The following is a 12,970-nucleotide window of genomic DNA, read 5'->3' on the forward strand; positions in this document are numbered from 1 at the left end:
CAGTTTATGATTATAAATAGAAAGAGCTATGAAAAATGTATGATTAGCATTTTTCATAGCTCTTTTGCGTGGCGTTATATTTAATGTTGAGTCTCAATATAGTTGTGAATTATGTCCCCAATATACTTTGAAGCTTGTCCATTCTCAGTAGTACAAAAACGTTCGTAAAAGCGATCGATTTTGGGTTGATACTGTTGTTGCAATAGATCTAAGTCTTTCAGTCCATGAATAAGAGAGGACGCATCAGTGTAGATTGGACCGGGTAAATCTTCATGATAATCAATGTAAAAGCCACGCAAATCATTTGCATACTTGTTGATATCATATGCAAAGAAAAGTTGTGGGCGCTTTAATATACCATAATCAAACATAACAGAAGAGTAATCTGTAATTAAACAATCACTCATCAAATAGAGTTCAGAAACATTCTGATAGTTTGACACATCATATGCAAACCCTTCATATCCAGAAAGATCTAGCTGATTGGCAATAAGATAATGCATGCGCAATAAGACAACTGTATTTTTGCCTAGTGCTTGCTGCATCTGTGCTAAATCAATTTTTAGATCGAATGTATAAGCATCAGCTTCGATATATTCATCGTCTCGCCATGTCGGTGCATATAGCACAACACGTTTATGTGAAGGGATACCTAATGATGATTTAAGTGATTGAATATAATCTGCATCATCTTGATGATTCACTAAAATATCATTTCTAGGGTAGCCAATCTCTAAAATTTGATCACGTTGCATCCAAAATGCCGATTGAAAGATGTCTGTCGAATACGCATTAGGCGAAATGAGAAAGTCCCACCGTTGTGTCGCGCGATAAAAATTGCGCTTATATTTTGGCGTTGTGGTATTGGGCAAACGGACTTGTTTCATATCATTGGCTAAACGTTTCAGTGGTGTGCCATGCCATGTTTGAATATAAAGTTGATTCGGTTTCTTTTTCAAATAGAGTGGTAATCTAGCGTTAGTGACCCAAACTTGCGCAGTTTTGAAAAGATTGTAATACGCTTTACTGCCTTTTTTAATGACATGTACATCATCAGGTAATGATGGGTGATTGACGTCTTGTAGAATCCAATAATAATGATAATCAGGATAGTGTGTCTTCATATAGTCATAAATAGCTTGAGGACTGTCATTAAATGATTTACCACCAAAGGATTCAAAAAGCACCGTTTTAGGTTTCACTGCACGTGTTGAGTTATATAACATATACTTCGAATAATGTTTACTCGGCTTATTCAAAGCAATATTTTTTAATAAGCGACTACGATAACGATATTTATTTAAAAACCATGCCAAAGGTACATACTGCCACTTTAAAGAGAGAAGCTCTAACTTAAAGAGTAACTTTTGACGATAGTTCATAACAGGCTTTAATAAAGGAATGATTTGAGATAGGACCTCATGAAATGCCTGATAACGAGCCTTAATATCACGATGACTAGGGTCAAATGCTTTATAAATCTTGTCAAGCATCTCTTGTAAGATGACATGGCGCACTGCATCATTATTTGATCGTGCTAACGCATCGTAAAAAGCAGCAATATAATCAGAAAAAGTCTCATCAAATTGACGTGCAGTTAACTTTGAACCGTAGAAAGGGTCGAATACTTCCCCTTTATAGTAAAATGCAATACCACTTAGTTTAGTCGCAGTATGAGTTAAATTTATATAATCAATGAGGAATGACCAGTCTACATAAATCGATAAATCTGTATTAAAAGCTAAGCCGTACTCTTGTATGATAGATGTCTTGAAGATGATATTACTGATGGCCCGATGCTTAAGTAAAGGTGCAACCCTCTCATCGTCTGTTAAATGATCGTATGTTAACGTTGTAGCGTCAAAACGAGTAGATGGCTCAACTGTAAAAGGTGAGATAGGCGCGAATAATATATCTTCATGAGCAAGTGCTGATAAATAAGTTTCAATTGTATATGGCGATAAAGTATCATCAGCATCTAAAAACATCAGATAAGGTGTTTCAACGTGAGACATGCCAATATTTCGAGCATGAGCATGTCCATGATTTTGGTCAAGTGTAATCACGCGTACCGATTTATGATAGTGCTCAAGTGATGTCATTAATAAACGTTCGCTTTCATCAGTTGACCCGTCATTAACAACAATCACTTCAAAATCTTGAGACGTTTGGTGTATGACAGATGTCACACACGACTCAATATAATCAGCCGCATTATACATTGGTATAATAATCGTTAATGGATGTGTCATAAAATAACCTCTTAATTTTTTTATTATGCTCCCTATTATAGTAAAGAAACCGACATGTTAAAAATAAAATAGTAAAGAAACCGACATGTTAAAAATAAAAATTAACATGTCGGTAAAAATTAACCTTCATTTTTTTTGATTTCTTGATAAATCATATCTCCAATGAATTTGGAAGCTTTACCATTTTCAATAGAGCAAAAACGATTATAAAAAGTGTCTATATTTTTTTTGTAATCTTTCTTGATTTGGTCAATATTTTTTAGTCCAGCTATCAATTCTACTGGATCTGTATATATAGGACCAGGTAAGTCGTTATGATAATCAATATAGAAGCCACGTAAATTTTTATCGTATTTTTCAATGTCATATGCAAAGAAAAATTGAGGTCTTTTGAGTATACCATAGTCAAACATTACCGAAGAATAGTCAGTAATTAAACAATCACTTATTAAATATAACTCTGAAATATCGCTATAGTTTGACACATCATATGCGAAATCTTCATATCCATTCAAGTCTAAGGCATTTGCGATAAGATAATGCATTCGTAGAAGAATAACGTATTCGTCTCCTAGCTCCTTCTTAAGTCTTGGTAAATCGATTTTGAGATCAAAAGTATATTTGCCTTTTTTTATAAATTCATCATCTCGCCAAGTGGGAGCATACATGATTATCTTTTTATTTAGAGGAATATTTAAGTCTTCACGTATATTTGCTTTTAATTTTTCATCATTTGATTTTTTAACTAAAATATCATTACGAGGATAACCAATTTCTAAAATATCGTCTGTTGACATCCAAAAAGCAGTTCTAAAAATTTCTGTAGAATAATGGTTTGGAGAAATTAAGTAATCCCAACGTGATGCTTCAGCGTGAAAATTTTTCTTATATAAAGACGTCGTGGTACCAGGCATACGAACAACCTTCATATCATTAGCTAAGCGTTTTAATGGTGTGCCATGCCATGTTTGGATATATATTTGATTAGGTTTTTTATTTAAATATAAAGGTAATCGTGCATTTGTTACCCAAAACTTAGCTTCTGAATAAGCTTTATAATACGCATCAGTTTCTTTTTTGACTTTTACAACTGAGTGTGGAGAATCATTATTTTCAGGATCTTTAAAAATCCACTTATATTTTAATTCTGGATAAGTATCTTTCATATATTCGTAAATATATTTAGGGCTATCACTGTAATTTTTACCACCAAATGATTCAAATACAATAGTTTTATTATCAACATTTTGCTCTTTATCAGATAAAAAGTATTTAGAACGTGAGTAGCCTTTTTGTCTAAGCAATATACGTTTGATATGACGAGTAATAAACCTTAATTTATTAATCTTGCTAGCTAGCTTGGGACGTTTAATCATCAGAGCAAACATTTCAAAAGCAAATAAAATTTTCTTTTCTTTAACTATAGATATTCCTAATTTACGTGAAACGTAATGCAGTTGGTGTTTATGAGTTTCATAACGCGAAGGTGTTGCTTTTAAATTAGGGGTAAACTCTGTATGTAATTTTTCTAACATTTTTTTCTTTATAAAGTAACGGACATTTGAATCCTTAACTCGAGATAAAGAATCGATAAAACTTTTTGCATAGTCTTCAAATAATATGTCAAAATTTTGTTCTGATAAAGTATTGGTTTCAAAAGGATCATAAACTTCCCCTTTGAAATAAAATGGGAATTTAGTTATTCGAACAAATTCATTTGCATATTGCATGTATTCCAATATAAATGACCAGTCTGAATAAACTTTAAGGTTTTCATTAAATTTAATATTATGTCCTTTTACGATACCTGTTTTAAATACAATATTACATACAGTATTTTTTCGTAAAAAGGAATTGGCGTTATTTTTTATATTGTAATAATGGATTTGTACTTTATTTTTATCAACATATTGTGGTATTTGTAAACTAAAATCATGAACTGGAGCAATTAGTGCATCTAAACCATTCAAATGTTTTAAATAGAAATTGATAGCATATGTTGTAAGTTTGTCATCAGAATCTACAAACATGAAATATGGCGTTTTAACATTTGCAATACCAACATTACGTGCATACGCATGTCCATGATTATTAGCTAAATATATATATTTTACATCTTTTTTATAATCTTTTAGTGCTTCATCTAGTAATATTTTACTATCGTCTGTAGAACCATCATTGACGATTATTAAATCGAAATTTTGGTTTCGCTGTCTTTTTATATGGTCTATGCAATCGCTAATGTATTCTTCTGAATTATAAAGTGTTACTATTATCGATAGTTTATTCATACAAATCTTCCTTTTCAAATTTCTTTTATCATAGGGTATTATAGCATTTCCAAATAAGGTAAAATAGTAATATCCATAAATAAATTATTATAACTATTTAAGAAACTTAGTATAGCGAGACATTAGAACTTTTTATATAGGAAAGAGGAATTAAATGATTTACACAGTGGCTTCAGTATTAGCAAAGGAACATGGCGGTAGAACTAAATCATTACTAAATAGAATCAAATTATACAGGGAAGAATTAGGGATTGAGCAAGTTATTTTAACAACAAATTACAATGCGAACTATAACAGTGTTTATAATTTATATAAGGAAAAAGAAGTTATAAGTACTGATCAAAAGATAGTAAATATTTACGATTGGTTATCCAATTATAATTTACTTAAAGATAAGAAAAACAAAGTCTTCAAACGGCGTATAAAAGAGCAAGATTTACCTATTGAAAATTATTATTTGAGATCAGATGCAGAAAAAAATTGTATAAGATATTATGATATAAAGACTGACAATTATCTTATGTATCGCAATTACTACAAGGGAACGGATATTGCAAAATTTGACGATTTTTTTACTAGTGGTGTTCGTCATAAGATTGAAAGATGGGAATATAATGATAGCGGTATTTTGCATAGAATAACTAATTATAGTCGTAAGTATAACACTAAACTTGTAGAAAAGTATTATGATTTAAATGGGCGTCTATATTGTAAAAAATTTTATGATAATACGCCAGAAGCTAAACTTAATATGATATTAATATATGAAAATGAAGTCCCATCTTTTAGTTTTTCTAATGAAAAAGACCTATTTACTCATTTTTTTAATGCCTTTTTCTTACCTGGCGATATCATTTTTAATGATGCTAGATTACTTGATAAATCATTAATAAATTGTAAAATTGATATTAAACCAATATTAGTTTTCCATAGTTCACATTTAGAAGGAAATAATACTAAAAACTCTTACAAATTAGCTTTAAGTAACTCGGAAAAAGTGTATAAGTATTATTTATTAACAAACCATCAAAAAGAAGATATACAAAACGTGTACAATATCGGGGATGAAAAATTCGCAGTAATTCCACATTTCATTAAGCCTTCAATAACTACGAGAAATAGAAAAAATCAATTTGTTTTTATGGGAAGATTTAGTCCAGAAAAGCAAATTGATCACATTATTGAAAGTTTTTATAAATATGTAGAAAAAGGTTATCTGTTTAATCTAATGTTATTCGGTGGGAAACCGGGAAAAGAACGAGAAAAAATTGAGAAGTTAATCAAAGAATATAACTTAGAAGAAAGAGTGACAATCAAAGAATTCACTAATAATCCAAGTGAGGTTTTTGCTGAATCAAGGGCATCTTTAGTGACAAGTAAGTATGAAGGATTTCCGCTTAGTATTATGGAAAGTATTAATGAAGGGTGTCCCGTTATCTCATATGATATAAGGTATGGTCCAAGAGAAATCATAGAAGACAATAAAAATGGAATACTAGTTGAGAAAGATAATATTAAAGAATTTTCAGAAGCTATGATGAAAATTACAGATAACCCGTTAGAAGATGTTGAAACTAAAGAAAATATTAAATACCAATCAGCTATAGCAAATTTTAAAAAATTAATTAAGGATTAAAATGGGAGATGGAAAAGTGAAGGTACTTATAACAGGTGGTGCAGGTTTTATAGGATCAAATTTAGCAAAATACTTTTTTGATAAAGGAGAAGAAGTGTTTGTTCTAGATAACCTTTCGACGGGACATTTAGAAAATATTAGTTTTTTAGACAAGAGTTATTTTTTTAAAGGTGATATTACAGATACAAAATTCGTAGAAGAAGTATTTGATAATCATCATTTTGATATAGTGGTTCATCTAGCAGCTGTTGTAAGCGTTGTAGATACTGTTAATGATCCAATAACATCACAGAAAGTAAATATACAGGGAACACTCGATATTTTGAAGATAATAAAAGAAAAAAATGAAAATATCAAGCGTTTTTTATTTGCTTCTTCTGCTGCTGTTTATGGGAATACATCTGATTTACCTAAAAAAATGGACTCTTTAATTTCTCCTGAGTCACCTTATGCAATAGAAAAATTTAGTGGAGAGCAGTATACTAAGTTGTTTTATAAATTATATGGAATACCCACTACAGCTTTAAGGTTTTTCAATATATATGGTCCTAAGCAAGATCCAAATTCTCAGTATTCAGGAGTTATCTCTATCATGATGGATTGTTTTGAAAACAATAAAACGTTTACTTTTTATGGTGATGGCGAACAATCTAGAGACTTCGTTTATATAACAGATTTAATAAAATCAATAGAATTGATTTTATCCGATTCTGATAGTATAGGTAGAATTTATAATGTAGGTACAGGAAATAGTACATCATTGAATGAAGTCTTTAATGCATTTTGTAAAATTTATGAAAAAAGAATACCTGTTGAATATGAAGATTTTAGGAATGGTGATGTAAAACATTCTCTTGCAGATATTTTGCCATTAAAGAAAATAGGGTATGAGCCGGAATACGATATTAATAAAGGATTAGAGGAATATTTCAAAGTGTTAAACCAATAACAATATAATTAGATGTTTAAATAAATCGATGTTTCTAAATTTGATATATACTAAGGCGCTATGTCCAATAAGATTGGCGAACCAATACGTAGAGATTAAGTAGCATAAAGTTACTTAATCTCTTTTTTGAATTAGCTGTAAAAGGTTTGTACATAAAATGAAGATATCCTATTTAGGACTGATGATTTACTCACCAGTCCTAAATGGTACAGAAAGCATTTAATATTGTTAAAAGATAAAGTGTCAGTTAATTTTCAAAATAACGCCACTGCTTTTCTTATATACTATTTCTTTTTACCAACTTCATGATGAGCGGGTAAAAGAGTGCAAGCACTGTCATGATTGTTAATACGATAGAGATAGGTGAACCAAAGAAAATATCTGGTACATTATAATTGTTCGTTATTAAGCTTTTTCGAAAGTTTTGTTCCATATCTGATCCGACGATTGTTGCTAATATTAAGGGTGCTATTGGGAAGTCGAGTAGCTTTAGTAAAAGTCCAATAATACCGAATATAAGTAAAATATAGAAATCAATAACACTATATCCTAAAGTGTATGTACCTAAAAATGCTAAAACGAGAATGATTGGATATAATGTTTTTGGTGGTGTTTTCAAAATTTTCAATAGTACCCCGATTAATGCAATGTTTAAAATAACAAGAAAAATATTTCCGATAAACATACTATTTACAAGAGTCCATACCATTTCAGGATCTTTATCAAATAAAAGAGGGCCAGGTTGTAAACCGAGCATAATGACAGCACCAAGTATCACAGCTGTTGTTCCTGATCCGGGTATTCCCATTGTTAGTAATGGTATTAATGAGCCGACTGAAGCAGCATTATTCGAAGCTTCAGGTGCTGCAACGCCTTCGATAGCGCCTTTACCGAATTTTTTACTGTTTTTTGAAACTTGTTTTTCAATAGAATAACTTAAAAGAGAGGCTACAGAACCGCCAGCTCCAGGCAGTACCCCAATGAGAAAACCAAGAGGACTTTGTCTAAGCATTGTCCAGCGTGTCCGTTTCCAGTCTTCTTTAGTTAGTTTCATGGAACCTAAATCACTACTAGGTGGTTTGAGTGCATCCAAATGCATATAGTTATAAAAAACTTCCGCTACAGCATAAATACCTATAATAATGACTAAAAAATCTATACCTTCACTTAAGTGTGTAGCGCCATATGTAAATCGATAGACACTAGTTTGTAAATCTACGCCTATGGTACTTATCATTAACCCAAGAGACATAGCTATAAATCCTTTAACCATCTTCCCTAAAGATAATGTGACAATCATTGAAAGCGTAAATAAAAATAAGACAAAGTATTCTCGTGGTCCAAAGTTTAAAGCAAAATTAGAAAGAGGTTTAGCTAAAATGATAAATCCAACGACGGCAAAGAGTCCACCAATCAATGAAGCAATAGCAGAAATGGACAAAGCTTTCCCGGCTTGATTATTTTTAGTCATAGGATAACCATCAAATGTAGCGGCAATTGCTGAACCGTCTCCTGGTGTATTTAAAAGTATAGAACTACGAGAGCCACCGTACATAGCCCCATAATAAATTGAAATCATGAGTACAAGAGCACTGACAGGATCCATCCCAAATGTAACGGGAATTAACACAGCAACAGCAGTAGCAGGACCCAATCCTGGTAGCATTCCAACAACTGTACCTAAAAACCCTCCAATTAATATCCAAAGTAAATTCATCGGATGAAATGCTGTTGTCAATCCTTCCCAAAAGCTATTTATATCAATACCCATATTTATCCCCCCTTATGGTAAGCTGACATTCAATAGTACTGAAAATGTGTACCATGCGACTCCAGAAAATATGATGGCGACCAAAACATTTTTTAACCAATGTTTAATCCCATTAATTAAAAACATGATGGAGCCTAAAAATAAAATAGTAGATATTAGAAAACCTATCCTTTCAAAAATAAGCGCATAAACTAAAATCATCAGACAAGTGGCAAGGATACGCTTCAATACGATTCCTGAAAATAATACTTTGAGAGATTCAAATGTTTGATCGTTTTGGCGTAATTCTTGAAAAAAATAAATAAGGCTCATGATGATCAGGATAGTAGCAATTAAGACAGGAAAGAATTTAGGACTATGTGGATGTCCTATATGTGAAATTTGAACATTAAGCGATAGAATAAAATAAATAATACCAATCGATAACATAACAATTGGTGCAATGAGTCTTACCATTAAACAACCTCCTTTTAAAATCCTGCGTCTTGAATAAGTTGCTTGTATTGTTCTTGTTGTTTGTCTAAAAAGGCTTTTGAATCTTTGCTATCTTTATAAAAATCGTCCCAGTCGTTGTTTTCCCTTATTGTTTCCCATTGTTTGCTATCGACGACTTTCTTAATTGTTTCGTCCCAGTATTGAATTTCAGCATGAGTCATATCTGATGGGCCCATGATACCGCGCCAATGAGGAAATACAATATCGAGACCTTGTTCTTTCCAAGTAGGAACATCTTCAAGACCTTTAATTCTTTCATCTGAGGTTGTAGCAAGAATTTTTAATTTGCCGACTTGATGTTGTTCTTTGACTTCGGATACTGCAGTTGAAGCAATATCGACATGTCCACCGAGAAGTGCAGTTTGTAAATCACCGCCACTTTTGTAGACGAGAAAATCAAGATTTTGGACATCTACGCCATATGATTGAGCTGCTTTGACGAATGCTAAGTGGTCATTGTTGCCTAGACCGGGTGCGACGCCAATCGTAAGTGATTTGGGATTGTCTTTGAGTTTTTCCATAACTTCCTTACCAGACTGGAGATTCGACTTTTTCGAAGCAGATAAACTAATCCATTCAGTAGCCAAAATAGCTATCGGTGTAAAGCTGTCATTGTTTAAATCACTAAGGCCTAGTTCATGGTTTGACAACAATAAACTTGAGTTAATAGCTATGGAAGTTGAAGGACGTGATGCCAAATACTGCCAGCCTATTTCGCCGCCACCACCAGGTTTATTGACTACCGTGATATTTTGATCTGTTAAATTTTCATCTTGCATTATTTTTTGAATAGCACGAGCTGTTGTGTCCCATCCGCCCCCAGGAGAAGCGGGAGCAATAATTTCAATATTTTGATCTGGAAAGCTTGATTTTGAATGAGATGACTGATTTGGACTGCATGAAACTAACACAAAAACCCCAATAAAAATCATAATCATTAATCGCCTCACAAATATACCCCCTTTATTGTTTGACAATTAAAAATATTTTAACATATAAATTAAGCGTTTTCATGAAATAAGTGCAAAAAAACTTTATATTATAGTTAGTCCAAAAGATAAATAGGGTATGTCACGTTTTGAATGGGGAATGTAGCAAAAGATGAAAAAAGAGCTGGTGCTGAGAGGGGGAATAAAAATGAGGGATTCATACAAAAATCTGATATCCAGACCTTTGTTTTAATCCCTCAATAGAAGTTATTCTATCCACTTTACGACGTCATCTTGAGGGCGACGTGTTTTTTCGCGCTTAGGATCTTCCTCGCGATAGCCGAATGCGACCATGACAGAGGGCTCGAATACCGAACGATCAAAGTATCCTTTGTCGCTTAAGAGTTGTGCGACCTCCTGGTATTGAAATCCCTCAATCGGACATGAATCGATACCTAACATAGCAGCTGTGGTCATCATGTTAGCTAGTGGAATATAGGTTTGTTTACTTGCCCAATCCCATAAGGCGCGTTCACTTTCATATAAGTTTAAGTTATCACCTTGGAATGCTGTTGTACGTGTCATCATTTGCTCGATGACATCTTCAGGCATTTGCTTTGTATCCTTTAGTAGTTGGTGAACGTATTCGTTACCTGGACGTACATTCTTACGTGCAAGGATTAAAATGAAATGACTGGCAGTATCCAGTTGACCTTGTGCGCCCCAGCTGATTGGTTTTAATGCGTCACGTACGTCTTTATTTTGAATCACTAAAAATTGCCACGGCTCAAATCCTAGAGAGCTTGGCGATAAGCGACCTGCTTCTAAAATGGTTTGGAAGTCTTCGTTGGTAATTTTTTGGTTTGCATCAAAGCGTTTTGTCGCAAAGCGATAGTTAAATGCATCAAGTATGAATTGATGTTTATGCTCCATACGATAACCACTCCTCTATTATCATTGATTTACGATTCTATTATAAGTGAGTTGTTTTCCGTTTGAAAATATTGTGATTTGATATCATGATAATGTATAGGGTGTATCCTTTTGAGGTATACATAAAGAGATAGAATAAGAGAGGAGTCAGTCATATGCATGAGCAATGGTATCAACAGTTGCCACTTGAAGGTATTCAAAATGTGCGACCTGTGAGCGGTGGCGATGTGAATGAAGCGTATCGCATTGAGACAACTACGGATACGTATTTTTTACTGGTTCAGCCTAATCGTACGGAAGATTTTTATGATGCAGAAATCGCAGGTCTTAAAGCTTTTGAGGAAGCAGGTATTACAGCGCCTATTGTGATTTCAAGTGGAGAGATTGAGCAGGATGCTTACCTTCTGTTAAGTTATTTAGATGAAGGCAGTTCGGGGAGTCAGCGTGAATTAGGAGCGCTTGTTGCTAAGCTCCATTATACATATGCTCCGAATGGACAGTATGGTTTTGACTTGCCGTATGAAGGTGGCGATATACGATTTGAAAATGAATGGACGTCGACTTGGAAGGACTTGTTTATTCATCAACGTATCGACCCGTTAGTTGAGCGTATTCGACAAGCACATTTATGGAAGGAGCAAGATGATGTGTTATTTGAAAGTGTACGTCAGATTATGATGGATACTTTAGGGGAGCATCGTAGTGAGCCGTCATTACTTCACGGTGATTTGTGGGGCGGAAATTATATGTTCTTAAAAGATGGCACGCCTGCGTTATTTGATCCTGCGCCGCTTTATGGTGATCGAGAGTTTGATTTAGGTGCGACAAAGGTGTTTGGTGGTTTTACACAAGACTTTTACGACGCATACCATCAAGCGTATCCACTTAGCGAAGGCGCAATGTTTAGAATTCATTTTTATGAATTGTATCTGTTGCTCGTTCATCTAGTGAAGTTTGGTACGATGTATGCAGGTAGTGTCAGACGGATGATGGAGGTGATTCAAAGTGAAGTGGCTTAATAGTGTTATACCGATACTATGGGGCATTGCAATGATAGCTCTAGCTATAACATATCATCATATTCCTGAAACGATAGGAACGCATTTCAATTTTACAGGTCAACCGGATGCTTTTGGATCGAAAAGGGAACTATGGATTATTCCTATCGTGCTTTTAATCGTTTGGTTTGTGATAACAGTACTTGTTAAATACGTTCCAACATTAGAAAAGAATATGACTGGAAAACGCAGCAAACAGTCAGCCTCCCAATCGAAAGGGTTGGTGATTCTATTTGTAGTCATTCAACTTGGAGTATGGTTGTTATATGTATCACATTTATATTTACTTCTGAACGGTCATGATGTGATTCCTATGGGATTAATGTTAGTCGTCATTGCGGCGGTATTGATCGCATTTTGTTATAAAGTGTGGACGATGTTTCGTTTTAACTAAAAAAGAACAGGCTGGGACATCAATATCTCGAAGTTTTCTTATAATGAGATGATTCATTCAATGATACGAAAGTGTCTTTTTCAAAGTATTTTAATGTAAAATGACATGTATATCACGTCGTATTGTTGGCGAGACGCCTGAGGGAATAAGATGAGCGTCGAGACCCAACCCCTAGGAAATGCGAGCCAAACAATACGAATGATTAATAAAAGAAAAGCGTAGAGATGATTGAACCATCTCCACGCTATTATTTTGGGATTGA

10 protein-coding genes are annotated in these 12,970 nt (G+C 33.5%); 4 read left to right on the forward strand and 6 right to left on the reverse strand.

Translation table 11 applies throughout. The annotated features are described in order from the left end of the window. Window positions 1-80 precede the first annotated feature (80 nt). A complete protein-coding gene (locus tag C7J90_RS04475) occupies window positions 81-2,252 on the reverse strand; it encodes a bifunctional glycosyltransferase/CDP-glycerol:glycerophosphate glycerophosphotransferase (protein ID WP_103208506.1) in 2,172 nt (723 codons plus the stop codon). Window positions 2,253-2,371: 119 nt separating this feature from the next. Further along, window positions 2,372-4,543 carry a bifunctional glycosyltransferase/CDP-glycerol:glycerophosphate glycerophosphotransferase gene (locus tag C7J90_RS04480; protein WP_103208504.1) on the reverse strand — a complete coding sequence of 724 codons (2,172 nt, stop codon included), beginning with the start codon at window positions 4,541-4,543 and terminating at the stop codon, window positions 2,372-2,374. A 154-nt stretch (window positions 4,544-4,697) separates the two neighbouring features. Between C7J90_RS04480 and C7J90_RS04485 the strand changes: the two genes are divergently transcribed. Further along, window positions 4,698-6,179, forward strand: coding sequence for a glycosyltransferase (locus C7J90_RS04485; RefSeq protein ID WP_106465099.1), 1,482 nt, complete (start codon window positions 4,698-4,700; stop codon window positions 6,177-6,179). A 16-nt stretch (window positions 6,180-6,195) separates the two neighbouring features. Beyond that, window positions 6,196-7,128, forward strand: a complete 933-nt coding sequence (locus C7J90_RS04490) for an NAD-dependent epimerase/dehydratase family protein (protein ID WP_103209454.1) — start codon at window positions 6,196-6,198, stop codon at window positions 7,126-7,128. Between the two features lie 277 nt (window positions 7,129-7,405). Here C7J90_RS04490 and C7J90_RS04495 read toward each other — a convergent pair whose 3' ends face one another. The 4 genes from C7J90_RS04495 to C7J90_RS04510 form a co-directional block, all read right to left on the reverse strand. Further along, entirely contained in the window at window positions 7,406-8,899 is a 1,494-nt protein-coding gene (locus C7J90_RS04495; protein ID WP_103209451.1) for a tripartite tricarboxylate transporter permease, read from the reverse strand. 12 nt (window positions 8,900-8,911) lie between these two features. Further along, a complete protein-coding gene (locus C7J90_RS04500; RefSeq protein ID WP_103209450.1) occupies window positions 8,912-9,355 on the reverse strand; it encodes a tripartite tricarboxylate transporter TctB family protein in 444 nt (147 codons plus the stop codon). Window positions 9,356-9,369: 14 nt separating this feature from the next. Beyond that, on the reverse strand, window positions 9,370-10,326 hold the full coding sequence (locus C7J90_RS04505; protein WP_416060872.1) for a tripartite tricarboxylate transporter substrate binding protein: 957 nt from the start codon (window positions 10,324-10,326) through the stop codon (window positions 9,370-9,372). Window positions 10,327-10,590: 264 nt separating this feature from the next. Beyond that, window positions 10,591-11,256: an NAD(P)H-dependent oxidoreductase gene (locus C7J90_RS04510; protein ID WP_103209448.1), complete on the reverse strand. Its 666-nt coding sequence runs from the start codon at window positions 11,254-11,256 to the stop codon at window positions 10,591-10,593. Between the two features lie 155 nt (window positions 11,257-11,411). On the opposite strand from C7J90_RS04510, the gene C7J90_RS04515 reads away from it, so the two are divergent. Both C7J90_RS04515 and C7J90_RS04520 read left to right on the forward strand, forming a co-directional pair. Next, complete coding sequence (locus C7J90_RS04515) at window positions 11,412-12,275, forward strand: fructosamine kinase family protein (protein ID WP_103209446.1); 864 nt, start codon at window positions 11,412-11,414, stop codon at window positions 12,273-12,275. After that, complete coding sequence (locus C7J90_RS04520) at window positions 12,262-12,708, forward strand: DUF1648 domain-containing protein (RefSeq protein ID WP_103209444.1); 447 nt, start codon at window positions 12,262-12,264, stop codon at window positions 12,706-12,708. Before C7J90_RS04515 ends, C7J90_RS04520 begins: the two co-directional genes overlap by 14 nt. The last annotated feature ends 262 nt before the right edge of the window (window positions 12,709-12,970 follow it).

Origin of the sequence: Staphylococcus felis (genome assembly GCF_003012915.1) — a bacterium.
Taxonomy (GTDB): domain Bacteria; phylum Bacillota; class Bacilli; order Staphylococcales; family Staphylococcaceae; genus Staphylococcus; species Staphylococcus felis.

What these genes read in the sequence shown, in the direction of transcription:
- C7J90_RS04500 (WP_103209450.1), bottom strand. Translation starts at nt 9,355, where the DNA reads ATGGTAAGACTCATTGCACCAATTGTTATGTTATCGATTGGTATTATT.
- C7J90_RS04475 (WP_103208506.1), bottom strand. Translation starts at nt 2,252, where the DNA reads ATGACACATCCATTAACGATTATTATACCAATGTATAATGCGGCTGAT.
- C7J90_RS04485 (WP_106465099.1), top strand. Translation starts at nt 4,698, where the DNA reads ATGATTTACACAGTGGCTTCAGTATTAGCAAAGGAACATGGCGGTAGA.
- C7J90_RS04495 (WP_103209451.1), bottom strand. Translation starts at nt 8,899, where the DNA reads ATGGGTATTGATATAAATAGCTTTTGGGAAGGATTGACAACAGCATTT.
- C7J90_RS04510 (WP_103209448.1), bottom strand. Translation starts at nt 11,256, where the DNA reads ATGGAGCATAAACATCAATTCATACTTGATGCATTTAACTATCGCTTT.
- C7J90_RS04505 (WP_416060872.1), bottom strand. Translation starts at nt 10,326, where the DNA reads ATGATTTTTATTGGGGTTTTTGTGTTAGTTTCATGCAGTCCAAATCAG.
- C7J90_RS04480 (WP_103208504.1), bottom strand. Translation starts at nt 4,543, where the DNA reads ATGAATAAACTATCGATAATAGTAACACTTTATAATTCAGAAGAATAC.
- C7J90_RS04515 (WP_103209446.1), top strand. Translation starts at nt 11,412, where the DNA reads ATGCATGAGCAATGGTATCAACAGTTGCCACTTGAAGGTATTCAAAAT.